This is a genomic window from Polaribacter sp. Z014 (assembly GCF_023555435.1).
In the GTDB taxonomy this organism is placed as follows: domain Bacteria; phylum Bacteroidota; class Bacteroidia; order Flavobacteriales; family Flavobacteriaceae; genus Polaribacter.
The window spans coordinates 1-24,830 of the sequence record NZ_JALCZP010000032.1 but is presented as its reverse complement, the minus strand read 5'-3'; the positions used below and the strand labels follow the sequence as shown (position 1 = coordinate 24,830).

Here is a 24,830-nt window from a genome sequence, read left to right as displayed (position 1 = left end):
AATACTGAATACTGAATACTGAATACTGAATACTGAATACTGAATACTGAATACTGAATACTGAATACTGAATACTGAATACTGAATACTGAATATATGTACGTAGATTTACCAGAGAAAAGGTATTATAAAATAGGTGAAGTAGCTAACGCGTTTAACGTGAATACCTCTTTAGTTCGTTTTTGGGAAAAGGAGTTTGATATTATCAAGCCTAAAAAAAATGCTAAAGGAAATCGTTTATTTACCCAAGAAGATATTAAAAATTTTAAATTAATTTTTAGTCTTGTAAAAGAACGAGGTTTTACTTTAGAAGGAGCAAAACAAAAGCTTAAAAAAAATCCAGAATCTACTTTTGATCATCAAGAAATAATAACCCGTTTAGAAGGAGTTAAAGCAGAACTGATTAAAATTAAAAATCAATTGTAACATTTACTGTTATTGTGTGTCTAATTTGTAGGATAGACGCTTGTATTCTTTACATTCTCAAGAATATTAGGTAGTTTTGTAGTACAAAAAATCAATCAAAAATTAAAATTTAGAAATTATGAAAAAATGGTTAATTCCAGTAATAGTAATCCTTGTTGTTGTTTTCGGACTTTACAATTGGGGGAAAAACTTTAACAATACAGCTGTTGTTTTACAAGAAGATGCAAAAACAACATGGTCTAATGTAGAGAGTGCTTACCAACGTAGAAACGACTTAATTGGTAATTTGGTAAAAACAGTACAAGGAGCAGCAGATTTTGAAAAAGAAACGTTAACGGATGTTATTAATGCAAGAGCAAAAGCAACTTCTGTAAATATTAATGCGGGAGATTTAACTCCAGAAAAAATGGCGCAATTTCAACAAGCACAATCTGGTTTAAGTGGTGCTTTATCTAAGTTATTGGTTTCAGTAGAACGTTACCCAGATTTAAAAGCGAATGCAAACTTTTTAGAATTACAAAGCCAGTTAGAAGGTACAGAAAACAGAATTAACGTTGCTAGAGATCGTTTTAATGAAGGTGTAAATAATTATAATAAACACATTAAAGTGTTTCCAGGTTCTTTATTAGCAGGTCTGTTTAATTTTGATGCCATGGAGCGTTATAAAGCAAACGCTGGTTCTGAAAATGCGCCTGATGTAAACTTCGATTTTAATAAGAAAAAACAATAATATGTCTAAAGTAGAAGCGTTTCTATCTCCAGAAGAAGAACAAGAAATTATTTCTGCTATTAGAGTTGCAGAGAAAAATACTTCTGGCGAAATACGAGTGCATATAGAGGCTTCTTCAGAGAAGAATCATGATGAACGAGCGTTAGAAGTATTTCATCTGTTAAAAATGAACAACACTAAAGATGATAATGCAGTATTGATTTACGTTGCCGTAAAAGATAAGAAGTTTGTTATTTATGGTGATAAAGGAATTAACAAAGTAGTACCTACAGATTTTTGGGATAGTACCAAAGATGTAATGCAAAATCATTTTAAACAAGGTGATTTTAAACAAGGAATTGTTGACGGAATCTTAAAGGCAGGAAAAGAACTACAAGTTCATTTTCCTTGGCAAATTGATGATGAAGATGAACTTTCTAATGAAATTTCTAAAGGATGAGTAATTTAGTAGGCAGTATTCGGTTGGCAGTTTTTAGTAGAAAATTGATGTTATTTGCAATTCTTTTTTGTGGAATAAATCTTTTTTCTCAAGGATATAAAATTCCCGAAATCCCAAAATTTCAAACTAGTGTTTACGATTATGTAGGATTATTAACTGCAGACCAAAAAACAAGTCTAGAAAGTAAATTAGTACAGTATTCAGACACTACATCTACACAAATTGTAATTGCAATTATAGCATCCACCGAAGGTGAAAATATTAATTATTTAGCTGCTAATTGGGGAGAGAAATGGGGTATAGGTGATGCGGTTAAAGACAATGGTATTTTAATGTTATTGGCAAAAGATGATCGAAAAATTGCTATTCAAGCAGGTAGAGGAACAGAGCATCTTTTAACTGATTTTCTATCTAAAAGAATTATTGAAAGAATTATAATTCCGGAGTTTAAAAAAGGAGATTATTATAGTGGTTTAGACAAAGGATCTGATTATATTTTTAAAACATTAAATGGCGAATTCAAAGGAACACGTCAAAAAGATGCCGAAGGGTTTGATCCTGGAGTTATCATTTTTATTATTATAGTGATCATCATTTTTATTTTAATTTCTAGAGGAAATAAAAATAACGGAAAAGGTGGCAGAGGTTTTAGAAGAGGTTCTGTTGCAGAAAGTATTTTCGATGCCATTATTTTAAGTAACGCCGGTAGAGGCGGCGGAAGCTTTGGTGGCGGATTTGGAGGCTCTTCTGGTGGAGGTAGTTTTGGCGGAGGCGGCTTTGGTGGCGGTTTCGGTGGAGGTAGTTTTGGTGGAGGTGGCGCTTCTGGAGGTTGGTAGAAAAGCGAGTTTCCTTTTTTTTTTGAAGGATATATAAACCGTATTACATAAAAGAATAAATAGATATTAAACCCTTCAGATTTTATAAAACTTGAAGGGTTTCTTTATTAAAGTATTAATTATAGATTTTAGCATTGATGAAAAAAATAGTTGCAATTTTTAGTTTTCTGTTCTTAGTTAGTTGTCAGAATTTTGGTAGTTTAAAACTTATTTCAGACTTAGCTAAAGACTTAGGAGAAGTTTCTGGTACAGAAGTGGTTGCTAATTCTAATTTAATTTGGATGCTAAATGATAGCGGAAACAAACCTAGAATTTATGGGGTTTCGGAGAGTGGGAAGATTATAAAAGAGATTACTATAAAAGCTAAAAATAACGATTGGGAAGATTTAACTTCTGATGAAGAAGGAAACCTCTATATTGGTGATTTTGGAAACAACGATAGTAAAAGAAAAAATTTAGTTATTTTAAAAGTAAAACAGAAAGATTTAAACAGTTCTAAAAAAATTGAAATAGAAAAAATTAAGTTTTCATATCCAAATCAAACGAAGTTTCCACCTAAAAAGAAACAACTTTTTTTTGATGCTGAATCTTTTTTCTACTATAACAATTCATTTTATATTTTTACTAAAAGTAGAGTAAAAAATGAGTTTGGTAAAACCTCTTTGTATCGAATTCCGGCTAAGGAAGGAAAACATGAAGCAGTATTTATTTCTGAATTTAATAATGGTAACGATATGGATTCTTGGATTACTTCTGCAGATATTTCTAAGGATGGAAGTAAAGTAGCGTTGTTATCTCCAGCTGCGGTTTTAATTTTTACAGATTACAAAAACGATGATTTTTTATCTGGAAAACTAACAAAAACACCTTTAAATCATCTATCACAAAAAGAAGGAATTGCTTTTAAAAATAACAGTACATTATTAATTACCGATGAAAAAGCACATGGAGCTGGCGGTAATTTTTATGAACTTAAAATATAGTTTCATTTCTAAACCCCGTAACGCTCTTTTAATTTATCTACTAAATTAGTAGTGGTGTTGTTGTATGTAGTATCTACAGCTTCGATAATGGGTTTTCTGCTCTTAATTTAGATGCTTTTTCTAAATAAGTTTCTATAATAGTAGGTCCTATTAAATAAGAAAGTATACATTTTAGTGTATTTTCTTGTTTTTTAGATTAGATTTCTACTATATAAGAAATACGAAAACCAGAAATAACGTATAAATAGGGTGGTTTTATTTTTGGTAACTAGTGTTTACAAGTTACTTTTAAAATCTTTTATAAACTCTTCCCATTTCTTTGTTTTGTATAATTCATCAGAAAAATAGACTAATACTTTTTCCATCACTTCTTTATTTAAATAGCCCGGAATTCTATCTATTAACTCTACTTCTTCAGACAAAAATAAGGTAGTAGGATACGACATTTTTCCATTCATTAAAGTAGCTGCTAGTTGATGATAACCACGCCTTCCTTCTTTTTGAAACTTAAACGTATGATCATTAAAAACAATATCTTTTTTGTCTTCACCATCTAGTTTAACGGCATAAAAGTTTTTATTTATATACTCGCCAATTGTTATATTAGAATAGGTGTTGAGGTCCATTTTTTTACAATAGCCACACCAATCCGTATATACATCTACTATAATAGGTTTCGGGTTCTTTTTGTTTAATTCAATAGCTTCTTCAAAACCAAGCCATTTAATATTTTCTTGTGCATAAGTATTTATATAAAATATCGAAATTGCAATGAGTAATATCTGTTTTTTCATGCTTAATAAGTCGTAATAATTTTGTCTAATTTACAAAAAAAAAGAGGTTGTCTAAAAAGTGTTAAATCTTGTCATACTGCACTTGTTTCAGTATTTAAATTTACTGAATTTCAGTACTCTTAAGAATCTAAAATAAATTTAGATTGACAAAAAACTCACTTTTTAGACAGCCTCTTTCATTATATATTTCTGTGAAGTTTATTTTACTCCGTGCATTAATTTTTTAAATAAAGGTGTTAAGCTCATTACTAAAAGACCTGCAATTATAGGTACAAAAGTAAATATTAAAAAGAAAGTACTCATAGAGTATTTAGTTGTTATTTCATCAATCATTCCTCCCATAGAACCAGCTAATTTATTACCCATACCAACGGCAATATACCAAAGACCAAACATCATTGCTATCATTTTTCCGGGTACTAATTTAGATACATAAGACAAACCAACTGGAGATAAACTTAACTCACCTAAAGTGTGAAGTAAATATGCTAAAATTAGCCAAATAACACTAACAGATGCTGTTTTTGCACCTTGAGGAATACTAGCAGAGCCATAAGCTAAGACTAAGAAACCTAATCCTAATAGTATTAATCCAACACCGAATTTTATAGTTGCAGGTGGATTGTATTTGCTTTCCCAAATTTTAGAAAATAATGGAGCGAATGTTATAATAAAGAATGAATTTAAAATACCAAACCAAGAAGCAGGTATTTCCGTAGAAACTTCACTAAACTGGTTTTTTAGCATTGTAATTACGATAATCCAAATTATAGCAAAACTAATACCTAAAAAAGTATTTGATAAAGCGTATTTTTTAAAGGTTATTTTAAACAAACTAAATAAAACATAAGTAATAATAATTAACGGAACAATCGTAAGTAGTGTATTTGCTATTCTAAAAACAGTAGCAGCACTACCTTCTAGCACTCTATTAGTATAATCTTTAGCAAAAATGGTCATAGAACCACCAGCTTGTTCAAATGCAGCCCAAAAGAAAATAGTGAAAAATGCTAAAATACCAACAACAATATATCGGTCTCTTTGCACATTATTTGGTACATCGTCATAACTTTTTTCATCTTTGTTAATTGCATCAGATAAATCAGCTACTTTATTAGGTTTTAGACCAACATTACCAAAAATACTTTGCGCAAAATAAAATTGTAACATTCCTAAGAACATAAAAATACCCGCTAAACCAAAACCAAAATGCCAACCATAGGTTTCACCTACATAACCACAAAGCATAATCCCTAAAAAAGCACCAGCATTTACACCCATATAAAAAATAGTAAAGGCACCATCTTTTTTGTCTTGAGCATTTATATAAATACCATTAATGATTGAAGTAATATTTGGTTTAAAAAACCCATTTCCTGCAATTAATAAACCAATACCTACATATAAGGCCCAAGGAGTATCAAATGCCATGGATGCATGTCCAAGTGTCATTAATAAAGCTCCTATAACAACGGCATTTCTGTAACCCAAAATCCTATCGGCTAATATTCCTCCAATAATAGGGGTAAAGTACACCAACATGGTGTAAGTACCGTATAAACCTAAAGCTTCTTCTCTGCTCCAAGCCCAACCTCCATCTGTTAAAGATGAAATTAAAAAAATAACTAATAATGCCCGCATTCCATAGTATGAAAAACGTTCCCACATTTCTGTGAAAAATAAAATAAATAAACCTGCGGGATGTCCTAGCAGTAATTTATTGTTCATTTCTGAACCTTCAAATCTGTATTTAGCTGTATTCATGTAAAAAAATTAAATTTATTTAAGAATAACAAATCTCATTAAGATATAGTGTATGAAGTTTGTTATTTTGTTTTATTAATTATCGGCTAATTCGAAACCTTCGTTGTCCTCCATTTTTGTTCCCTCGTTATCTTCTGCTCCATGCGTTAAACGTTTTAGAGGTTTCAGTAAAGCAATAACGATCAATCCAAAAATTACGGTAAAAACTACGATTCCTGTAAAAATGGTGTATTCTCCAAACTGAGCTGATTTTTCACCTAAAATACCTGCTACTTTTCCTCCAAGCCCAGTAGCGGCAAAATATAATCCCATCATTAATGATGCATATTTTACGGGTGCTAATTTGGTAACAAATGATAAGGATACAGGAGATGAAGATAATTCTCCAATGGTATGAAATAGATAAGCAAGAATTAACCATTGCATTCCAGAACTACCATTAGCCTCATACTCTCTTACGGCTAAGATCATAAAAACAAAACCTAGTCCCATGATAATAGTTCCTGTTGCCATTTTAAACAATGAGGATGCTTCTTTATTATTAAGTTTTCTTTTTGCCCAAATATTTGCAATCCAAACTGCAAACAAAATAATAAAACCAGCATTTAATCCTTGAAACATTGGTGTTGGTATTAAATAACCAAATAACATTCTATCTGTTTTCTGCTCTGTATAAACACTCATTAATCCTCCTGCTTGTTCAAATGCTCCCCAGAAAACAACCACTAATAGAAATGATAATAAAAGAACTAAGAATCTATCTTTCATAATTTTTGACTCTAAATCTTTATAAATCATCATTAGAAGTCCTATAACAAAAGATAAAAAGACAAAAAGAGCACCGTAACCCCAATGATCAACACCTTCTTTAGTATATCCAACATATAATGATATGATAATTAAAACGGTCATAATCCCTAAGTGTATAGGCGATTTAAAAATATTACCAAATACTTTCCCTATAGAAACATCATTTTCTTTTTCTTTAACAGACATTTTATTACCTACATGAGTAATGTATTTTTGGCCCCAAATATATACAAGTAAACCAAGAATCATGGCAATTCCTGCAAGACCAAATCCTGCATGCCATCCCCACTTAGCAACAACTAAACCTATAAAGGTAGTTGCTAACAAAGAGCCTAAGTTAATACCGATATAAAAAATACTAAATCCTTTATCTCGTCTAATATCCCCTTTTTGATATAGACCTCCAACCATTGTAGAAATATTAGGTTTTAAACACCCAACTCCGGCAATAATGAATAATAAACCAGTAAAAAATGCCCAATCAGCTTCAATAGCTAGAACACCATGTCCTATTGATAATAATATAGCTCCTAACATTACAGTCTTTTTTTGCCCCAACACTTTGTCTGCTAGTATTCCTCCTGGAATAGATATAAGATACACCAACATTACATACCAACCATATAATTGATAGGCCTCAAGTTCAGTCCATTCTAAACCAGGACCATTCACATTTGAGGCTTGTGCAATCATGTAAATAACTAATATAGAGCGCATTCCGTAATAAGAAAAGCGTTCCCACATTTCTGTAAAAAATAATATATATAAACCTACAGGATGTCCAAATAGTTCTTTTTGGTGTGGTAGTTTAGCGGTATTACTCATATAATTATTCTTTTATTTAGTTGATTTGTTACTTAAATTTTCGTCGATAAAGTTAGTCATTTTTGTGAACAAATTTAAACGAGTATTTCTTCCTTTATAAATTCCGTGTGTTCTGTCTGGTACAATAAACATATCAAACTGTTTATTGGCTTCAATTAAAGAGTTTATCATTCTATAAGAGTTTTGTACATGTACATTATCATCACCAGTTCCATGCACCAATAAGTATTTTCCTTTTAATTTTTCTGCATAGTTTATTGGTGAATTATCATCATAACCACTAGCATTTTCTTGCGGAGTTTGCATATAACGTTCTGTATAAACAGAATCGTAAAAACGCCAAGAAGTAACAGGCGCGACCGCAATAGCTGTAGTAAAAATGTCATTTCCTTTTAAAATACAGTTTGTACTCATAAAACCACCAAAAGACCAGCCCCAAATACCAACGTTGTTTTTGTCGATATAAGAACGTGCTGCTAATTTTTTAGTCGCAGCAATTTGATCTTCAACCTCATATTTACCCAATTCTTTTTGAGTCACTTTTTTAAAGTCAGCACCTTTAAAACCAGTTCCGCGTCCATCAACACAAACCACAATAATTCCTTTTTGAGCTAACATATTGTGCCAGTAATCATTGCTACCGTTCCAAGTATTTCCAACTTGTTGAGAACCTGGACCAGAATATTGAAACATTAATAAAGGATATTTCTTATTAGCATCAAAGTCTAACGGTTTCACCATCCACATGTTTAAATCGTTTCCGTTAATGTTGATGGTAGAAAATTCTTTCGGACTCATTTTGTATGCCGATAACTTTTCTTTTAATGCGGCGTTATCTTTTATCACCTTTAACATTTTTCCTTTAGCAGTGTATAAAGAATAAATAGGTGGTGTTTCTGCTGATGAATACGTATTGATAAAGTAGTTTAAATTTTTACTGAAAGCAGCCGTGTTTTGCCCGTCTTTATTACTTAATAAGCTTTTATGTTTTCCGTTTAAATTAATGGAATAAACACCTCTATTGATAGATCCATTTTCTACAGATTGATAATAAATAGTTTTTTTACTTTCGTTAAAACCATAATAGTTGGTTACTTCCCAATTTCCTTTTGTAATCTGGTTGATTAGTTTTCCACTGAAATCATAATGATAAATATGGTTGTAACCATCTTTTTCGCTAGTCCAAATAAAACTGTTATCGGCTAAAAAAGTAAGATTGTCTGTAATATCAATATATGCTTTGTCCGTTTCGTTAAGTAATAAAGTAGTATTAGCTTGTGCAGCATTCACTTTATATAAGTTTAAATTATTTTGATGACGATTTAAAGTAGTTGCCACTAAAACATCTGCATCCTTAGACCATTTAATTCTAGGAATATATTCGTAATCACCTAAAGAAATTTTCTTAGTATTTTTTGATGCAAGTGTATACATGTGTAATGTTACAGCTGCATTTTTCTCTCCTGCTTTTGGGTATTTAAAAACTTGTTGTGTTGGGTATAATTGGGTACCAATAATATCCATAGAAAAAGTAGGAACATTGGTTTCATCAAAACGTAAAAATGCTAAATGAGACCCGGTTTTATTCCATTCAAAAGCTCTTACAAAAGCAAATTCTTCTTCATAAACCCAATCTGTAATTCCGTTGATGATTTCATTTATTTTTCCATCCGTAGTAACTTGAGTAATTTTGTTTGAAGCTACATTTTTAATAAAAATATTATTATCTTTTGCATAGGCTACATTTTTATTATCAGGAGAAAAAACAGGTTCTTGAATAGCCTCGCCAATTAACGTCAATTCTTTAGAAGCAATATCATAGGCATAATAAGTTCCTTTCTTAGAATGACGATAAATTTGCTGGAAGTTAGTACCTAAAATTAGTTTTGTTTCATCATTATTAAAACTATAAGAAGAGAAACTATTTAGCCCTTTTAAATCTGCACTATTTACAATTGTTTCAACTTTTTCTAAAGTTTTATAGCTGTATTTGTCTACTGTTACCGATCTTGTTAATCTATTAAAATCTAAAACCGCATAAAAATCGCCATTCATAGAGTTTAAAGAATTCATTCTTTCTGCAGAAAACGTTCCGTTCCAGATTTCTTCTAATGTAATTTCTTTTTTGTTTAATGTTTGATTTGCATTTTGCTGTGAAAATGCTATACAACTAATTAATAGTAGAATAGTTGTTAGTGTTACTCCTTTTCTCATTGTAGACCTTGGGATTTGATAAAAGTTTGCCAAGTTTACGGAAAAATCCATAAAAAATATCTTAAAAAAGGAGAAAACTTAGATATCCCTTAATGTTTTAACAGTTTCACTTATCTTTGTTGTTGATAGTTTTATACCCAAATGAATGAGCAAACTTATTTCTGGTTTTTCTAAGTTAACGAAAGATGAAAAGATTACGTGGTTAACTGAAAATTATTTCCATAATAAACACGAAACAGAAGAAATTATAAAACAGTATTGGAATGACAATAGTGATTTACAACAATTACACGATGATTTTATAGAAAATACAATTTCTAATTTCTACATGCCTTTTGGTATTGCACCAAATTTTGTAATTAATAATAGAACTTATGTGATTCCTATGGTTGTAGAAGAAAGCTCTGTGGTTGCTGCAGCTTCTTTGGTAGGTAAGTTTTGGAGCACCAGAGGTGGTTTTAAAACGAAGGTTATTGGTACTACTAAAATTGGGCAAGTCCATTTTATGTATGCAGGAGATAAAAGGGAACTTGAATCGTATTTTAATAAAAATAAAACGGAATTATTTGCTGGAACGGCTTCCATTACTAAAAATATGGAAAAACGTGGCGGTGGAATTTTAGATATAAAATTAGTTGATAAAACTGATAAATTAGAAAATTATTACCAACTGCATGCAACCTTTGAAACGAAAGATTCAATGGGTGCAAATTTTATAAACTCTTGTTTAGAAGCCATTGCTAAAAAGTTTGAAAAAGACGATGTAGAAATTGTAATGAGCATTCTTTCTAACTATGTTCCAGAATGTTTGGTTAGAGCAGAGGTGAGTTGTACAATTGAAGAGTTGGGAGGCGAAAACCCACAGAAATTTGCAGAGAAATTTTACCAAGCAATAAAAATTGCAGAAATAGAACCTTATAGAGCGGTAACGCATAACAAAGGAATAATGAACGGAATTGATGCTGTTGTTTTGGCAACAGGTAACGATTTTAGAGCGGTGGAAGCCGGTGTACATGCCTACGCTTCAAGATCCGGACAATATTCTAGCTTGTCTCATTGTACAATTGATGATGGGATTTTTAAGTTTTGGATTGAAATTCCGCTAGCTCTAGGAACCGTTGGTGGTTTAACAGGTTTACATCCATTAGCAAAATTATCGTTAGAAATGTTGCAAAAACCATCTGCTAGAACTTTAATGCAAATTATGGCAGCAGCAGGTTTGGCACAGAACTTTGCAGCCTTAAGAGCTTTAACTACTAAGGGAATTCAGCATGGACACATGAAAATGCATTTGCAGAATATCTTAAATCAATTTAATGCTACAGAAGAAGAAAAAGAAATAGTTACTGCTTTTTTTGATAAAAAAACGGTGACACATTCTGCAGTGGTAGAAAAAATAGATGAGTTACGGAAACCGACCATTAATTGGATTGATTTTTTTGATAAAAATTTGGTACGTTCTAAATTATCTAAGATTGATGAAAACTCAAAACCACTTTTCGGTAAGATGAATGGGCAACAAATGATAGAACATTTAAGCTTTTTATTACAAATTTCTAATGGCAAAGTAGCTGCAGATTATTATGTTTCTGATGAAAAATCAGCAAGAAGAAAACCTTTTTTAAATACAGAAGGTGAATTGCAAGTAGGATTTAAAGCACCTCTGTTGTCTGAAGAACCAAATGCCTTAAAATTTAATTCTGTGGGTAAAGCAATAAAGGATTTATTCATTCAAATAGATGCTTTTAAAATTCATTTTGAAACAGCTAAAGCTGAAAATCATCCATTTTTTGGGGAATTAGATTATGAATATTGGCAAAAATTTCATGTAAAACATTTTACACATCATTTTAAACAATTTGGATTGTTGTAAGTGTTTTGGCTAAAGCCAATTTTAATTTAATAATTATATTAGTCATCCTGCTAAAGCAGAATGCAATTCAATAGGATGTAATTAAATATTAATTAACAAAAAATGAATTTTTATTCAAACGGAAAATTATTATTAACAGGAGAATATCTTGTTTTAGATGGCGCAAAATCTTTGGCAATTCCAACTAAATTTGGACAAGATTTAGTCGTGGAAAGAATAAAAGAACCCGAGATTATTTGGGGTAGTTTTACACATACAGGAGAATGTTGGTTTGAGGCTGTTTTCGATTTAAAAAAACTACGTTTGATAAATTGTACCTTCAATTCTGATAAAGAAGGTAGCGGAGAAGTGATTGCAGAAACGTTGTTAGATATTTTAAAAGAAGCAAAAAACTTAAATCCAGATTTTTTAGCATCAGAAAACGGATATGTTGTAAAAACAAACCTTACATTTCCAAGAAATTGGGGATTAGGAACTTCATCAACATTAATAAATTCGGTTGCTTCTTGGGCAAAAGTAGATGCTTTTAAATTATTATGGAATTCCTTTAAAGGAAGTGGTTATGATATTGCTTGTGCACAAAATGATATGCCAGTTTTTTATCAAATTAAGGATAAAGAACCTATCGTTGAACCAATTGAATTCAACCCGAGTTTTAAAGATAAGTTGTTTTTTGTACACTTAAATCAGAAACAAGACTCTAAAGAAGGGATAGCAAAGTTTAGAGAAAGCAATCTTAATTTTGATAAAGAAATAAAAAGAATTTCAGAAATTTCTGATGCATTTTTAACAACAAAATCATTAGAAGAGTTTGACGAATTAATAGTTGAGCATGAACAAATTATTAGTTCAATTATCAAACTAAAAACAGTTAAAGAAAAGTTGTTTCCAGATTATTTTGGAGCAATAAAAAGTTTAGGTGCATGGGGAGGCGATTTTGTTTTAGTAACAGGAAATCCAGAAACACCAAGCTATTTTAAAAATAAAGGATTTGAAACTATATTGACTTACAGTCAGATGGTTTTATAAACTCACATAAGACCTCACAGGTTTTAAAAACCTGTGAGGTCTCAAAATAAAAAACATGAAAAAAGTAATAATTATTGGAGGTGGAGCAGCAGGATATTTTACAGCGATAAACGCAAAAGAAAATAATCCTGAATTAGATATTACGATTCTCGAAAAAGGGAATGATGTTTTACAGAAAGTAAAAATTTCTGGAGGTGGAAGATGTAATGTTACGCATGCGTGTTTTATTCCAAAGGATTTAACAGAGTTCTATCCAAGAGGAAAAAAAGAATTGTTAGGGCCTTTTCACCAGTTTATGACAGGCGATACTTTTGAATGGTTTGAAAATAGAGGAGTTCCTTTAAAAATAGAAGATGACAATCGTGTTTTTCCGGAAGCAAATACCAGTCAGGCAATTATAGATTGCTTTCAAAACGCTGTTGATAACTTAGGAATTAAAGTGTTGACAAACTGTGGTGTAAATTCGGTTTCTCAACAAGATAATAAATGGGTTATCAACACAAAAGAACAAGTTTTTGAAGCTGATAAATTAGTAATCGCTGCAGGAAGTTCTAAAAAAGTGTGGGAATTGTGTGAGACTTTAGATCACGTTGTTGTTGAGCCTGTTCCGTCTTTGTTTACCTTTAATATCAATGATAAACGTTTGGTAGATTTATTAGGAACTTCGGTTCCGAATGCTACGGTTACCATTTCTGGAACAAAATTAGAGGCTTCCGGACCGTTATTAATTACCCATTGGGGAATGAGCGGGCCAGCGGTTTTAAAATTATCCGCCTTTGGCGCAAGAATTTTAGCGGATAAAAACTATCAATATAACGTAGAAGTAAATTGGTTGTCTAGACCAACGGATAAAGTATTGAATGTTTTGTTGAATTTAAAAAAGAAAGAACCTAGAAAAACAGCTATTTTAAAATCGCCTTTTGCTGAGGTTTCTAAAAGATTATGGGAACGTTTTGTAATTGCAGCAGGCATAAGTGCAACTCAGAATTGGGCAGATTTAAATAACGCTCAATTAGAAGGTTTAGCAAATCAATTAACCAAAGGAGTTTTTAACGCAAACGGAAGAACTACTTTTAAAGACGAATTTGTAACCGCTGGAGGAGTAGATTTAAAGGAAATAAACTTTAAACGTTTTGAAAGTAGAAAACATAAAAACCTCTTTTTTGTAGGTGAAGTTTTAAATATTGATGCTGTTACTGGAGGATTTAATTTCCAGAATGCGTGGACAGGAGGTTTTATTTGTGCGAACGCTTTGGCAGAATAATTTAAGTCATTGCGAGGAACGAAGCAATCTGTTATTTAATGAGGAGATTGCTTCGTGCCTCGCAAAGACGAATAAAAAAGATAAAAATGGCAAGAACAGAATCTAACGAGTTTAAAAACGGAACAAAAGCACCCGATTTTAATTTATTAAATACGGTTGATAATACTTTTCTTTCGCTCGAAAATGCAAAAGGAGAAAAGGGAACCGTAATTATGTTTATCTGTAATCATTGTCCGTTTGTAATTCATGTAAATGCGGAGTTGGTAAAAATGGCGTATGATTATCAGCAAAAAGGAATTAATTTTATAGCTATAAGTGCTAATGATGTGGATAATTATCCGCAAGATTCACCTGAATTAATGAAGCAGCTTGCCAAGGATGAAAACTATCCTTTTCCTTATTTGTATGATGAAACTCAAGAAGTAGCAAAAGCGTATGACGCTGCTTGTACGCCTGATTTTTATGTGTTTGACAACAATTTAGAAGCCGTGTATCATGGTCAATTAGATAACTCAAGACCAGGAAATGGAAAACCTGTTACAGGAATTGATTTACGTAATTCTCTTGACAATTTATTAGAAAATAAATCTGCAGTAGAAAATCAAAAACCAAGTATGGGTTGTGGAATAAAGTGGAAGTAGTTTTGCTTTAATAAAAATTATTAAATAGCATCATTTACTTCAATCCAATACCCATTTGGGTCTTGAAAATACACTTGTTTAATACCATCGTTTCTAACGTAATCTTTATTAGGCGTACCTAGCCAATCAGAATACTCTATTTTTAATTCTTTTAAATGCGTTACAAATGAATCTATATTTACGGTTGTTAAAGCAAAATGAACGGCTTTGTTCGTTTTTATTTCAGCATCTGGACGTGGAATTATGTGAAGCTGTTTACCTTCTCCAAGTGATAGCCATCTAGTTTTAGAATTAGAAGCAGTATTCTTAATTTCTTTAAGTTGCAGTACTTTTTGATAAAAGGCAATAGATATATCTACGTCTTTAACAGAAAGGGCTATGTGATTGAATACGAAAGTATGCATTTATAAAAGTTTATTATTTTGATTTAATAGTAGCAAACTTAAGGATTAAAAAAGTAAATAATTTAATTTTTAAGGTTTCCAAATTAATAATAGCAAGACTAATTTTTAGATGAAATAGATAAGAGATGTATTTATTATTGAAATGTATTTTTTTGAAAACGGATTTTATAGAATAAGAAATTAAAAGGTATTAATACTAATTACGCCTAAAAAAAAGAATCTTACGCGCTAATTTTTAGTTAGTATGTAAGATTCTTTCTTGTTTTTAAGATGTTTATGCTGCTTTACTTTGCAGTTTAGTACTAAGAAGATTGCTAATTAGTTTATTCCATTTTTCTATAACATCGAACTCGTTAACTGGTTGAAAGCTAATATCAGAATTGTAGAATTCTAGGATAACGTTCGGTTTATTTTTATCAATAGCATTCAATTTTAAATTTAATTTATCCAGTGTTGTTTCGTTCTTTCCTAAAGATTTACTGATATTACTAATTTCACAACTTTTAATAGTTGTAAGATCTACATATTGAAGATTATTTTTTTCTTTTGTTTTTTGTAGAAAAGAAATGGCATTTTTAGATTCATCTATACCAATGGCGTAATGTTCTCCAATTTCATGATTTGTAATTTCAGAATTATGCTCTTTTGCAAAATCTTTAAGTAAGTCTAATAACTCTTTTTCTTTTTTCTTTTTGTTTTTATTTGTTAGTACAAAAGGTAATGCACATATTACTATACAAATAATTCCTATAATGATTGTTCCTAAATCCATGTTGTGTTTTTTTAATTTTTTGATATACTAATTTTTATATGAGGCGGTAAATCGCAACATATCAATACTTTAATTAACTACGTAAAAGGTAGTTTTAATAAAGAGAAGTATTACCAAAAATTATGGAAAGGAAATATAAGATCAGATTTTCGGTGTCTGATTCGAGTAGTATTTAAGTAATTTTTATACTGTTTAAACTTAGAATTAAACTCTAGTTTATTAGAATACGTAATTGTCAAAAAATCGTCTGAAGACAATTGAAAACTAGGTAATGAAAACTCAGTAAGCTCAGAAATTGAATTTTCTGATTGTTGTGTGTGAGTGTAAAATACTTTAGAAGCAGTTTCTAAATACGTAGCCTTTTCCTTATTTTCAGCAACATTATGCGTGTTAAAATAAGATGACGTATTTGCAGAAAGGTACATCCCAGAACAATAAATTGAAATGAGTAATAGTACTTTTAGAATTTGGTGTTTCTGCTTCATTATTTCTTTGTCTAAAGACTTAGACGGTACAAACTTAGTTTTTTTTATTTTAGGATGTTTAAAAAGTTTGTTTATTATGATTTTTTTAAGAAAACAAAATCACCCAACTTCTCCACGATGCGGTTTTAAAGCATCTCTATAAATTTTCATATCTTTTTCGGCAACAGTAATAAAAGCAGCAAACAACATTGGGTTCTTTTCTTCAATATCAATTTCAAAGAACGTTAAGTTTTCTATTTCTGCAAATTCTTTTAAATGAATGGTATGATGTTTTGCTGTTTGTGCTGCATCTGGACCTCTAAAATCCCACAATAATTTTATTTTTCTAGACATTTATTTGTTTTAATGGTTGATGAAAATGAATAACTCACCACTTTCAAAATTAATTTTAATCTGGTTATTAGTTGCTTTGTTTCTTGTACCAATTCGTTCTCCGAAAGATAAATCTTCTTTTTTTAAAGGATATTGCAATCCTTCTGTAGTAATATTTATTGCTTTAGGGAAAGGAACCAAAGAAACTATTTTATCGTTACAATTAGTAATTTTGGTGCTTTTATCAGCTAAAAAATAACGACTATAATCATCAAAAAAAGTAAGCTGCAATTTGTTTTTCCACTGAATTGTTGTGTGCAAGTTTCCTAAAAAATGATCTTGTTCTTGTCCGCTTCCACCATAAATATCAATGTTTTTAAAACCTTTATCAAATAGAATTTGAAGAATTTTATCAAAATCTGTAAAATCTTGATTCGGAGTATGAATAACTTCTATGTCTTTTGGTAAATTTTCTAAAGAATCAAAATCGCCACTAATAAAATTGGGTTTAATATTGTTTTCTTTTAAATATTTATAAGCTCCATCTGTAGCACAAATAATTTCATATTTGTCTAAATCAGGGAGTGTTTTTGGTGGTTTTCCGTTTAAAAGTAAAAAGACATTTCCTTTTTTCATGGATACAAAAATACCCATTTCAAAATTAATGAAATGGGTGTTTTGAAAGTGATTATTAAGGTTTATTTTTCTTTTATAATAAGTCCGATTATTCCTAATCTAGCAATTAAAAAAATTGTCATACCAATTATTGTTGGTGTTATAGCAAATTTTAAACCTATTCCTAGAACTCCAGCTGATGAGTCTGTAGCAATTGCAACTACTTCGAATATCCAAAACAATTCTTGAAAAAGACATCCAAATCCAAAAACTAAAGCAAATAGGCTTGCTCCTTTAACAAGTTCTCTGTTTTTCTGTGTATTATTTTTAATGCTTTTTATAAGTAAAATGATAGTAATAATAAAAATGATAAATAATGGGATTATAAATAAAGGATCTCCGTTTGTGATTGTTTCCATAGTATATGTTTTAAAGTTCGTTTTTAAAAGAGTAAGAATGTTTGTTCTTATAATATAATTGAGACAATTGGATAGTTTTTAATTTGTTTTTACTAAAACTGTTTTTTTTGTTTATTCTTTTTTCATCCAAGTAAGTGCAATTACACCTAATCTGCCAATAAGAAAAATGATAAAACCAAATATAACTGGTGTAATTTCGCATTTTAAGCCTATTCCTAAGACCTGGTGAGATACATCATTCGCTATTGCAATCATAGTAAACATTTGGTACAAACCAATAAAAAGGTTTAAAAAACCAAATACAAGTGCAAATAAACTGACGGATTTAATGAGTTCCCTATTTTTTTCTGAATTTATTTTAAAACCCTTCATGACTAAGAAAAGTGTTAAAAGTAAAAGAATAATTAAGGGAATCATAAATGTATTGCCTCCATCGATAATATATTTCATAATATAAGTTTTTAAATTCGTTTCAAAAATATTGGTAATGTTTGTTCTTAAAATATATTTGAGATGAATGAATCCTTTTTACTTGGTTTCTACAAAAAATAGGTAGTTTTAGTATAAAAAGTGTCAAATTTGCTTTTTAGAGATTAAAATAAGTAATCCGTCGCTAATTATCCTAAAAATTAAATCTTTATTTTTATTTTGTAACATATGCAAAAAGAACTGATTTTAGTCTTAAAAAAAATACCAATACATTTTTTATGTTGGATGCTTGTTTGGTTTTTCTTCAAAAGTTTTTTTAGTGTAGGTTCATCAAACAAAGCTTTTTTATTTTGGTTTTCTTCTCTTTTAAGTATTGTAACATTAATTACTGCGTATGTTTTTGTATATGATTTAATTCCTAAATATTTATTAAAAAAACAATATAAGAAATTTGTTCTTTATACTATTTATTCAGGTGTTTTTGTTGCTACAACTATTTTAATGATAGAAGTAGTTGGGTTTGTGTTTTATTTTAATTTAGAATTTCAAAAAATGCCAGCATTAACTACAAATCCTGCTGTAATTTTGGTTTGTATTTTTTTTATAGTTGTTTTGGCAAGTGGTTTAAAAATATTAAAACACAGTTATAAATCTTTAGATGAAAAAAAGACTTTAGAAAACAAATTTTTACAAACTAAGTTAGAGTTAAAGGAGCAAGAATTAAAGTTTTTAAAGATGCAAATTCATCCGCATTTTTTGTTTAATTCTTTAAATACTATTTATGGTTTTGCTATCACTAAAGCGGATGAAGCGCCAGAAATGATTTTAAAATTATCTAATTTACTAGATTACATTTTATATCAAGTAGAAAAGCCAAAAGTGCTATTAGTAGAAGAAGTAAATCATTTAGAGGACTATATTTCTTTAGAGAAAATGCGTTTTCACGATACTTTAAAAGTGAGTTTTAAAAAGGAAAATATAAATGATAATTTGCAAATTCCACCGATGTTATTAATTCCGTTTGTAGAAAATAGTTTTAAACATGGTTTTACTGCTAATGGAATTTTAAAAGTTGATATTCATCTTAAAATAGATGCTAATTTTTTGTTTTTTGAAATAGAAAACTCATCCAAAGAAAAAGAAGATATAAATGCCGGAATTGGTTTAGATAATATTAAAAAAAGACTAGAAATGTTATATCCGAAGAAACATCAACTAGAAATTATAGATAAAAAGGATGCATTTAAAGTGTCTTTAAAAATTGAGTTTAATAAATAGTGTCATTTCGACCTTTTGGGAGAAATCACATAAAGTAACTCAACATTGTGTGATCACTGTTATGCGACTTCTCACGCTGTTCGAAGTGACAAGTTTTGGAGGTTTTTACCACCCAGTTTGTCTTTTCGATAGAAAGAGGAACGAATGACGATAAATCTCATGCTTTCTAATCTAAAAATAAATAGCTAAAAAATGAATCAGATTACTTGTGTTATTGTTGATGACGAGCCCGTTGCTAGAAAAATTATAGAAACTTTTGTAGCTAAAATCCCGAATTTAACTTTAGTTAAAAGCTGTAAAAATGCCATGGAAGCATTCGAAATTGTAAACACACAAAATATAGATTTATTCTTTTTAGATATTAATATGCCTGATGTATCAGGTTTGTCGTTGGCAAAATCCATCAACAAAAAATCTAAGATCATTTTTACAACGGCATATAGAGAATATGCGGTGGATGGTTTCGATTTACAAGCAGTAGATTATTTATTAAAACCAATTGCATTCGATCGATTTTTACAAGCAATAAATAAGTTTTTCGAAACTAAGGTAACAATAAAACCTAAGGTTGATATTGAAGAAACAGCAGTAAAGAATAACTATATTTTTGTGCGATCAGATCGTAAAATGGTAAAAGTTATTTTTGATGAAATTCTGTATGTAGAAAGTTTATCGGACTATATTAAGATTTACACAAAAGACAAGGTTTTAGTAACCAGAGAAACCATTTCTAATTTAGAAGTAAAATTACCTTCGCATCAATTTTTACGAATTCATAGGTCTTATATTATCAATTTAAATAAAACAGATTCGTACACTAATGAGTTGGTAGAAATTGAAAAAAATGCCATTCCTATTAGTAGAACCTACAAAGAAAATGTACTTAAAAAGTTAACTGAAAATTCTTTGAAATAGTTTTATCTTTGGTGCAAAATTAAGACGTTTGGATACAGCACAATTTATTTCGAAAGCAAATACTAATTCAGTAGAAAAAGCAAGTTTTACCTGGCAAACACCTAGTAATATTGCATTGGTAAAATATTGGGGAAAGAGCAATCCGCAAATACCAAGAAATGCTTCTATTAGTTTTACGTTAAATAATTGTCATACCATTACTACGATTGATTTTATGCGTAAGCGTAATTCAGAACTTGATTCAGAATCTGAAAAAGTAGTAGATTTCGATTTGTTTTTTGAAGGAAAACAAAAAGACGCATTCAAACCAAAAATTGCAGAATTCTTTAAAAGAATACAAGAATATTGTCCGTATATTTTTGATTATAAAATGACCATTAATTCAGAGAATTCTTTTCCGCATTCTAGCGGAATTGCATCATCTGCAAGTGGATTAAGTGCTATTGCAATGTGTTTGATGAGTTTGGAGTCTGAATTAAATCCTGATTTATCAGCAAAAGAAATCAATAAAAAAGCCTCTTTTTTAGCACGTTTAGGTTCTGGAAGTGCAAGTAGAAGTATAGAAGGACCGATGGTTGTTTGGGGAAATCATCCAGAAATAGAAGGAAGTTCAGATTTGTTTGGTGTACAATTTCCTTATAAAGTGCATCCGGTTTTTGATAATTATCAAGATGCAATTTTGTTAGTTGATAAAGGAGAAAAACAAGTTTCTAGTACCGTTGGTCATAATTTAATGCATGAGCATCCGTATGCAGAAAGTCGTTTTACCCAAGCAAATGAGAACTTGAGTAAAATGTCAGAAATTCTACAAAACGGAGATATTAAAGCATTTGTTAATTTGGTAGAAAGTGAAGCGTTAACATTGCATGCTATGATGATGACTAGCAATCCGTATTTCATTTTGATGAAACCAAATACGTTAGAGATTATTAATAAAATTTGGGAATACAGAACTGAAAATAATAGTAATATTTGTTTTACCTTAGATGCAGGTGCCAATGTGCATGTTTTGTATCCGGAGAATGAAAAAGAAAAAGTAAATCATTTTATAGAAAATGAACTTTCTATATACTGTCAGAAAAATCACTATATTTATGATACTGTTGGACTTGGCGCTAATAAAATGTAATTTATCAGAATTAAAACAATTTAAATGAACGCTTTTATAAAGTTAGTATCCATAATAATTTTTCTTTTTACAGTATCTATTTCTGCACAAAAAACTACTTGGTTAGATGGGCAGTTAAAAGAGACAAACCAAGCTAAATCTGTTTATTATACAGTAAATTCTAGTAATGCTAAAGAAGTAATTTATTTTTATAAAAGTGGTAAAGTTTTTAGGAAAATAGGCTACTCTAGAGGCAAGTTGGAAGGAGTCTTTTCTGAATTTTATGAATCTGGCGAATTAAGAACTTCCGGAACCTATGTCGATGGTTTAGAGGACGGTGTCTGGAAAACGTATTATAAGAACGGAAAGAATAAGGAAAAAGGAAAATACACAAAAGGAGAAAAAGTTGGTGTCTGGAAAACTTTTTACAAGAATTTTTAATAATGTTTTGTTAATATATTAATTCGTATTTTTGCAACACTATAAAAAAGAAAAATGAAAGGACCATTATTTTATGCTAAAATCCTTCTCTTCGGAGAATACGGAATCATAAAAGATTCTAAAGGGTTAGCAATTCCGTTTAATGCATACCGAGGAGCTTTAAAAACTTCAGTCGATTTAAGTGGAAGCCCTAAAGTTTCCAATCAAAATTTAGAACGTTTTTATAAACATTTAACTACCTTAACTACAGATTTAGTTTCCTTTAATTTAAAGGATTTAAAGAGAGATATAGAAAACGGAATGTATTTTGATTCTTCTATACCACAAGGGTATGGAGTTGGTAGTTCTGGTGCTTTAGTTGCGTCTATTTATGATCAATATGCAGACGATAAAATAACCGTTTTAGAAAACTTAACGAGAGAAAAGTTATTAAAATTAAAGCAAATTTTTTCTTTAATGGAATCTTTTTTTCATGGGAATAGTTCTGGTTTAGATCCTTTAAATAGCTACTTAAGTTTACCAATATTAATCAATTCTAAAGACAATGTAGAGCCTGCAGGTATTCCTTCTCAAAAACAAGGAAAAGGAGCTGTTTTCTTATTAGATTCTGAACAAATTGGTGAAACGGAACCTATGGTGAACATTTTTATGAATAAGATGAAAAACGAAGGTTTTAGAAAAATGATTAGCGAAGAATTTGCAACAACAACAGATGCTTGTATTGAAGATTTCTTAGGAGGAAACGTAAAATCTTTGTTTGGTAATGTAAAATCATTGTCTAAAATTGTTTTAAAGAATTTTAAACCAATGATTCCAGATGCTTTTCATAAAGTTTGGGAAAACGGAATTAAAACAAATGATTACTATCTAAAACTTTGTGGTTCTGGTGGTGGTGGTTACATTTTAGGTTTTACTGAAGATTATGAAAAAGCTCAAAAAAGCCTTAAAAACTATAAATTAGAATTAGTTTATAGATTCTAATTTTATGATTAGTTTTAAAGCCAAAAGAATCATTTTTAAATTTTTTAGCTTACTTTCTGTTATAAGAGGTTACAACATTCTTGTGCTTATTTTAGCGCAATACTTAGCGGCTATTTTTATATTTTCACCCCAAAAAAAACTTAGAAGTATTGTTTTTGATGTTGATTTGTTATACATCATTTTAGCAAGTATATGTGTTGTTGCAGCTGGTTATATCATCAATAATTTTTATGATGTTCAAGTAGATAGAATAAATCGTCCTCTAAAAACAGGTATAGATAATTATGTAAAACAGTCTGTCAAGTTAAAATTATATTTTACATTAAATTTTTTAGGTTTTATTTTTGGTCTATTAATTTCCGGACGAGCAGCGTTGTTTTTTGCAATTTATATTTTTGCTATTTGGTTCTATTCCCATAAGCTTAAAAAGTATCCATTTACAGGATTGGTTTCTGCTACTGTGCTTACAATTTTGCCTTTTTTTGCGGTCTTTGTATATTTTAAAAATTTTTCAAAAATAATTTTTGTACATGCCGTTTTCTTGTTTTTAGTACTTATGGTAAGAGAATTACTAAAAGATTTACAGAATATGAAAGGTGCAATAATAAATGATTATGAGACTTTTCCTGTCTTTTATGGAGAAAAAAAGACAAAACAGTTATCAATATTCTTATTGGTTTTAACATTATTTCCTGTGGTAATTTTGTTTAGTTATCCAGCATTAAGTTATATGAGATTCTATTTTTATTTTGCATTAATTGTGCTGATTTTTCTAGGGTTTTATTTGTGGAATTCAACAGAAACGAAACAATATAGAATGATGCATAATGTTTTGAAAATCTTGCTTTTAATAGGTGTTTTTTCTTTAATTTTTATAAAGCCAGAACTAATTGTAGAAAAAGTAATAGATAGATTGAATTAAGCTTTTTTTGCGTATTTTTGCAAAAATTTTTTAAAGTAATGAATTCAAATAAAAACTCGTCGAGAGGACGACAAGAAGGTAAAAAAAGTACTCCACTTAGTAGAAAAAGCAAGCCTTTAGCTAGAAAGACTCCGAAGAAAACTTTCACCAAAATTAAAGAGGCTCCAAAGTCTAATGACGCGACAGGAATCCGTTTAAACAAATATATTGCAAATTCTGGAGTTTGTTCTCGTAGAGAAGCAGATACGTATATAGAACACGGTAGTGTAGAGGTAAATGGAAAGCTAGTAACAGAAATGGGGTATAAAGTACAGCCAGACGATATTGTTCGTTTTGATGGGACTTCTATAACGCCAGAACAAAAAAGATATATTTTACTGAACAAGCCTAAGAACTACATTACCACAATGGATGATGATAGAGGTAGAAAAACAGTAATGGAGTTGATTGCAAATGCATCAAAAGAAAGAATCTATCCTGTAGGAAGATTAGATAGAAACACAACTGGTTTGTTGTTGTTTACTAATGATGGTGATTTAGCCAAAAAATTAACACACCCAAAACATAATGTTCGTAAACTATATCACGCTTCTTTAGATAGAAAATTGGAGTTAAGAGATTTAGAGAAATTACGTGGAGAGGTTATTATTGAAGGTAGAAAAGTATTTATTGATGCGGTTTCTTATGTAGATGGACAGCCAAAGTCTGAAATAGGTATCGAAATACATTCTGGTAGAAATAGAATTGTGCGTAAAATATTTGAACACGTAGGTTATAAAGTAAATAAACTAGATAGAGTTATTTTTGCTGAATTAACAAAAAGAAACTTACCGAGAGGTAGATGGAGAGAGTTAACGAACTTAGAGATTACCAATCTTCAGATAATGAAATAAAATAATTAAAAATCCAGCTTTTAGCTGGATTTTTTTATGCCTAATTTTTAAGAATATTATTTTGGAGAGTTGTGTTTGATGGAAAAAGAATAATACTTCTATAAAAAAGTTCCGAAAAAAAAGTTGGTAAAATCAAAAAACCGTTGAAAATCAAAAGATTAACAACGGTTATTGTACTGAAGGCGGGACTTGAACCCGCACGGCCATTACTGACCACTGGATTTTAAG

Annotated in this window: 27 protein-coding genes and 1 pseudogene; 17 read left to right on the top strand and 11 right to left on the bottom strand. The window is 30.0% G+C overall.

Features of this window, described 5'->3' with window-relative positions; all coding sequences use genetic code 11:
* Positions 1–96: 96 nt before the first annotated feature.
* From MPF19_RS17990 to MPF19_RS17970, 5 genes are all read left to right on the top strand, one after another.
* On the top strand, positions 97–426 hold the full coding sequence (locus MPF19_RS17990; RefSeq protein ID WP_203394793.1) for a MerR family transcriptional regulator: 330 nt from the start codon (positions 97–99) through the stop codon (positions 424–426).
* A 118-nt stretch (positions 427–544) separates the two neighbouring features.
* On the top strand, positions 545–1,156 hold the full coding sequence (locus MPF19_RS17985; RefSeq protein ID WP_249989692.1) for a LemA family protein: 612 nt from the start codon (positions 545–547) through the stop codon (positions 1,154–1,156).
* 1 nt (position 1,157) lies between these two features.
* Positions 1,158–1,595 (top strand): TPM domain-containing protein, encoded by a 438-nt coding sequence (locus MPF19_RS17980; protein ID WP_249989691.1) that lies wholly within the window; start codon positions 1,158–1,160, stop codon positions 1,593–1,595.
* On the top strand, positions 1,592–2,431 hold the full coding sequence (locus tag MPF19_RS17975; protein WP_502925238.1) for a TPM domain-containing protein: 840 nt from the start codon (positions 1,592–1,594) through the stop codon (positions 2,429–2,431). The genes MPF19_RS17980 and MPF19_RS17975 overlap by 4 nt, the downstream gene beginning before the upstream one ends.
* Before the next feature lie 137 nt (positions 2,432–2,568).
* Complete coding sequence (locus MPF19_RS17970; protein WP_249989690.1) at positions 2,569–3,414, top strand: hypothetical protein; 846 nt, start codon at positions 2,569–2,571, stop codon at positions 3,412–3,414.
* Positions 3,415–3,689: 275 nt separating this feature from the next.
* On the opposite strand, the gene MPF19_RS17965 is transcribed toward MPF19_RS17970, so the two are convergent.
* The 4 genes from MPF19_RS17965 to MPF19_RS17950 form a co-directional block, all read right to left on the bottom strand.
* A complete protein-coding gene (locus MPF19_RS17965) occupies positions 3,690–4,208 on the bottom strand; it encodes a thioredoxin family protein (RefSeq protein ID WP_249989688.1) in 519 nt (172 codons plus the stop codon).
* A gap of 198 nt (positions 4,209–4,406) precedes the next feature.
* Positions 4,407–5,972 carry a peptide MFS transporter gene (locus MPF19_RS17960; RefSeq protein WP_249989686.1) on the bottom strand — a complete coding sequence of 522 codons (1,566 nt, stop codon included), beginning with the start codon at positions 5,970–5,972 and terminating at the stop codon, positions 4,407–4,409.
* 75 nt (positions 5,973–6,047) lie between these two features.
* A complete protein-coding gene (locus tag MPF19_RS17955) occupies positions 6,048–7,607 on the bottom strand; it encodes a peptide MFS transporter (RefSeq protein ID WP_249989684.1) in 1,560 nt (519 codons plus the stop codon).
* Between the two features lie 12 nt (positions 7,608–7,619).
* Positions 7,620–9,821 (bottom strand): S9 family peptidase, encoded by a 2,202-nt coding sequence (locus MPF19_RS17950; RefSeq protein WP_249989682.1) that lies wholly within the window; start codon positions 9,819–9,821, stop codon positions 7,620–7,622.
* A gap of 145 nt (positions 9,822–9,966) precedes the next feature.
* Here MPF19_RS17950 and MPF19_RS17945 point away from each other — a divergent pair.
* The 5 genes and pseudogenes from MPF19_RS17945 to MPF19_RS17925 form a co-directional block, all read left to right on the top strand.
* Positions 9,967–11,235, top strand: a pseudogene (locus tag MPF19_RS17945) (hydroxymethylglutaryl-CoA reductase, degradative); the annotation flags it as partial.
* 93 nt (positions 11,236–11,328) lie between these two features.
* On the top strand, positions 11,329–11,694 hold the full coding sequence (locus MPF19_RS17940) for a DUF1569 domain-containing protein (protein ID WP_349666073.1): 366 nt from the start codon (positions 11,329–11,331) through the stop codon (positions 11,692–11,694).
* Positions 11,695–11,796: 102 nt separating this feature from the next.
* Positions 11,797–12,723: a GYDIA family GHMP kinase gene (locus MPF19_RS17935; RefSeq protein WP_249989680.1), complete on the top strand. Its 927-nt coding sequence runs from the start codon at positions 11,797–11,799 to the stop codon at positions 12,721–12,723.
* 55 nt (positions 12,724–12,778) lie between these two features.
* On the top strand, positions 12,779–13,987 hold the full coding sequence (locus MPF19_RS17930; RefSeq protein ID WP_249989678.1) for a BaiN/RdsA family NAD(P)/FAD-dependent oxidoreductase: 1,209 nt from the start codon (positions 12,779–12,781) through the stop codon (positions 13,985–13,987).
* A gap of 86 nt (positions 13,988–14,073) precedes the next feature.
* Positions 14,074–14,628, top strand: a complete 555-nt coding sequence (locus MPF19_RS17925; RefSeq protein WP_249989676.1) for a thioredoxin family protein — start codon at positions 14,074–14,076, stop codon at positions 14,626–14,628.
* Between the two features lie 20 nt (positions 14,629–14,648).
* Here the strand turns inward: MPF19_RS17925 and MPF19_RS17920 are convergent, their stop codons facing one another.
* The 7 genes from MPF19_RS17920 to MPF19_RS17890 form a co-directional block, all read right to left on the bottom strand.
* Positions 14,649–15,032: a VOC family protein gene (locus MPF19_RS17920; RefSeq protein WP_249989673.1), complete on the bottom strand. Its 384-nt coding sequence runs from the start codon at positions 15,030–15,032 to the stop codon at positions 14,649–14,651.
* A 274-nt stretch (positions 15,033–15,306) separates the two neighbouring features.
* Positions 15,307–15,804 (bottom strand): hypothetical protein, encoded by a 498-nt coding sequence (locus MPF19_RS17915; protein WP_249989667.1) that lies wholly within the window; start codon positions 15,802–15,804, stop codon positions 15,307–15,309.
* A 110-nt stretch (positions 15,805–15,914) separates the two neighbouring features.
* A complete protein-coding gene (locus MPF19_RS17910; RefSeq protein ID WP_203394807.1) occupies positions 15,915–16,289 on the bottom strand; it encodes a hypothetical protein in 375 nt (124 codons plus the stop codon).
* A gap of 99 nt (positions 16,290–16,388) precedes the next feature.
* Entirely contained in the window at positions 16,389–16,622 is a 234-nt protein-coding gene (locus tag MPF19_RS17905) for a hypothetical protein (protein ID WP_203394808.1), read from the bottom strand.
* Positions 16,623–16,631: 9 nt separating this feature from the next.
* Positions 16,632–17,255: a thiamine diphosphokinase gene (locus MPF19_RS17900; RefSeq protein ID WP_249989666.1), complete on the bottom strand. Its 624-nt coding sequence runs from the start codon at positions 17,253–17,255 to the stop codon at positions 16,632–16,634.
* 44 nt (positions 17,256–17,299) lie between these two features.
* Positions 17,300–17,635: a hypothetical protein gene (locus MPF19_RS17895; protein ID WP_203394810.1), complete on the bottom strand. Its 336-nt coding sequence runs from the start codon at positions 17,633–17,635 to the stop codon at positions 17,300–17,302.
* 111 nt (positions 17,636–17,746) lie between these two features.
* Positions 17,747–18,085 (bottom strand): hypothetical protein, encoded by a 339-nt coding sequence (locus MPF19_RS17890; protein ID WP_166384335.1) that lies wholly within the window; start codon positions 18,083–18,085, stop codon positions 17,747–17,749.
* 207 nt (positions 18,086–18,292) lie between these two features.
* Here MPF19_RS17890 and MPF19_RS17885 point away from each other — a divergent pair, with 207 nt between their 5' ends.
* The 7 genes from MPF19_RS17885 (at position 18,293) to MPF19_RS17855 (ending at position 24,602) form a co-directional block, all read left to right on the top strand.
* Positions 18,293–19,342, top strand: a complete 1,050-nt coding sequence (locus MPF19_RS17885; protein ID WP_249989665.1) for a sensor histidine kinase — start codon at positions 18,293–18,295, stop codon at positions 19,340–19,342.
* Between the two features lie 192 nt (positions 19,343–19,534).
* Positions 19,535–20,257: a LytR/AlgR family response regulator transcription factor gene (locus MPF19_RS17880; RefSeq protein WP_203394812.1), complete on the top strand. Its 723-nt coding sequence runs from the start codon at positions 19,535–19,537 to the stop codon at positions 20,255–20,257.
* A 28-nt stretch (positions 20,258–20,285) separates the two neighbouring features.
* On the top strand, positions 20,286–21,386 hold the full coding sequence (locus MPF19_RS17875) for a diphosphomevalonate decarboxylase (protein WP_249989663.1): 1,101 nt from the start codon (positions 20,286–20,288) through the stop codon (positions 21,384–21,386).
* A gap of 24 nt (positions 21,387–21,410) precedes the next feature.
* Entirely contained in the window at positions 21,411–21,806 is a 396-nt protein-coding gene (locus tag MPF19_RS17870; RefSeq protein ID WP_249989661.1) for a toxin-antitoxin system YwqK family antitoxin, read from the top strand.
* A gap of 54 nt (positions 21,807–21,860) precedes the next feature.
* Positions 21,861–22,787, top strand: coding sequence for a mevalonate kinase family protein (locus MPF19_RS17865; protein ID WP_203394815.1), 927 nt, complete (start codon positions 21,861–21,863; stop codon positions 22,785–22,787).
* Positions 22,788–22,791: 4 nt separating this feature from the next.
* Positions 22,792–23,709: a geranylgeranylglycerol-phosphate geranylgeranyltransferase gene (locus MPF19_RS17860; RefSeq protein WP_249989659.1), complete on the top strand. Its 918-nt coding sequence runs from the start codon at positions 22,792–22,794 to the stop codon at positions 23,707–23,709.
* 38 nt (positions 23,710–23,747) lie between these two features.
* Positions 23,748–24,602 carry a pseudouridine synthase gene (locus MPF19_RS17855; protein WP_203394817.1) on the top strand — a complete coding sequence of 285 codons (855 nt, stop codon included), beginning with the start codon at positions 23,748–23,750 and terminating at the stop codon, positions 24,600–24,602.
* The last annotated feature ends 228 nt before the right edge of the window (positions 24,603–24,830 follow it).

What these genes read in the sequence shown, in the direction of transcription:
- MPF19_RS17990 (WP_203394793.1), top strand. Translation starts at nt 97, where the DNA reads ATGTACGTAGATTTACCAGAGAAAAGGTATTATAAAATAGGTGAAGTA.
- MPF19_RS17985 (WP_249989692.1), top strand. Translation starts at nt 545, where the DNA reads ATGAAAAAATGGTTAATTCCAGTAATAGTAATCCTTGTTGTTGTTTTC.
- MPF19_RS17980 (WP_249989691.1), top strand. Translation starts at nt 1,158, where the DNA reads ATGTCTAAAGTAGAAGCGTTTCTATCTCCAGAAGAAGAACAAGAAATT.
- MPF19_RS17975 (WP_502925238.1), top strand. Translation starts at nt 1,592, where the DNA reads ATGAGTAATTTAGTAGGCAGTATTCGGTTGGCAGTTTTTAGTAGAAAA.
- MPF19_RS17970 (WP_249989690.1), top strand. Translation starts at nt 2,569, where the DNA reads ATGAAAAAAATAGTTGCAATTTTTAGTTTTCTGTTCTTAGTTAGTTGT.
- MPF19_RS17965 (WP_249989688.1), bottom strand. Translation starts at nt 4,208, where the DNA reads ATGAAAAAACAGATATTACTCATTGCAATTTCGATATTTTATATAAAT.
- MPF19_RS17960 (WP_249989686.1), bottom strand. Translation starts at nt 5,972, where the DNA reads ATGAATACAGCTAAATACAGATTTGAAGGTTCAGAAATGAACAATAAA.
- MPF19_RS17955 (WP_249989684.1), bottom strand. Translation starts at nt 7,607, where the DNA reads ATGAGTAATACCGCTAAACTACCACACCAAAAAGAACTATTTGGACAT.
- MPF19_RS17950 (WP_249989682.1), bottom strand. Translation starts at nt 9,821, where the DNA reads ATGAGAAAAGGAGTAACACTAACAACTATTCTACTATTAATTAGTTGT.
- MPF19_RS17940 (WP_349666073.1), top strand. Translation starts at nt 11,329, where the DNA reads ATGAATGGGCAACAAATGATAGAACATTTAAGCTTTTTATTACAAATT.
- MPF19_RS17935 (WP_249989680.1), top strand. Translation starts at nt 11,797, where the DNA reads ATGAATTTTTATTCAAACGGAAAATTATTATTAACAGGAGAATATCTT.
- MPF19_RS17930 (WP_249989678.1), top strand. Translation starts at nt 12,779, where the DNA reads ATGAAAAAAGTAATAATTATTGGAGGTGGAGCAGCAGGATATTTTACA.
- MPF19_RS17925 (WP_249989676.1), top strand. Translation starts at nt 14,074, where the DNA reads ATGGCAAGAACAGAATCTAACGAGTTTAAAAACGGAACAAAAGCACCC.
- MPF19_RS17920 (WP_249989673.1), bottom strand. Translation starts at nt 15,032, where the DNA reads ATGCATACTTTCGTATTCAATCACATAGCCCTTTCTGTTAAAGACGTA.
- MPF19_RS17915 (WP_249989667.1), bottom strand. Translation starts at nt 15,804, where the DNA reads ATGGATTTAGGAACAATCATTATAGGAATTATTTGTATAGTAATATGT.
- MPF19_RS17910 (WP_203394807.1), bottom strand. Translation starts at nt 16,289, where the DNA reads ATGAAGCAGAAACACCAAATTCTAAAAGTACTATTACTCATTTCAATT.
- MPF19_RS17905 (WP_203394808.1), bottom strand. Translation starts at nt 16,622, where the DNA reads ATGTCTAGAAAAATAAAATTATTGTGGGATTTTAGAGGTCCAGATGCA.
- MPF19_RS17900 (WP_249989666.1), bottom strand. Translation starts at nt 17,255, where the DNA reads ATGGGTATTTTTGTATCCATGAAAAAAGGAAATGTCTTTTTACTTTTA.
- MPF19_RS17895 (WP_203394810.1), bottom strand. Translation starts at nt 17,635, where the DNA reads ATGGAAACAATCACAAACGGAGATCCTTTATTTATAATCCCATTATTT.
- MPF19_RS17890 (WP_166384335.1), bottom strand. Translation starts at nt 18,085, where the DNA reads ATGAAATATATTATCGATGGAGGCAATACATTTATGATTCCCTTAATT.
- MPF19_RS17885 (WP_249989665.1), top strand. Translation starts at nt 18,293, where the DNA reads ATGCAAAAAGAACTGATTTTAGTCTTAAAAAAAATACCAATACATTTT.
- MPF19_RS17880 (WP_203394812.1), top strand. Translation starts at nt 19,535, where the DNA reads ATGAATCAGATTACTTGTGTTATTGTTGATGACGAGCCCGTTGCTAGA.
- MPF19_RS17870 (WP_249989661.1), top strand. Translation starts at nt 21,411, where the DNA reads ATGAACGCTTTTATAAAGTTAGTATCCATAATAATTTTTCTTTTTACA.
- MPF19_RS17865 (WP_203394815.1), top strand. Translation starts at nt 21,861, where the DNA reads ATGAAAGGACCATTATTTTATGCTAAAATCCTTCTCTTCGGAGAATAC.
- MPF19_RS17860 (WP_249989659.1), top strand. Translation starts at nt 22,792, where the DNA reads ATGATTAGTTTTAAAGCCAAAAGAATCATTTTTAAATTTTTTAGCTTA.
- MPF19_RS17855 (WP_203394817.1), top strand. Translation starts at nt 23,748, where the DNA reads ATGAATTCAAATAAAAACTCGTCGAGAGGACGACAAGAAGGTAAAAAA.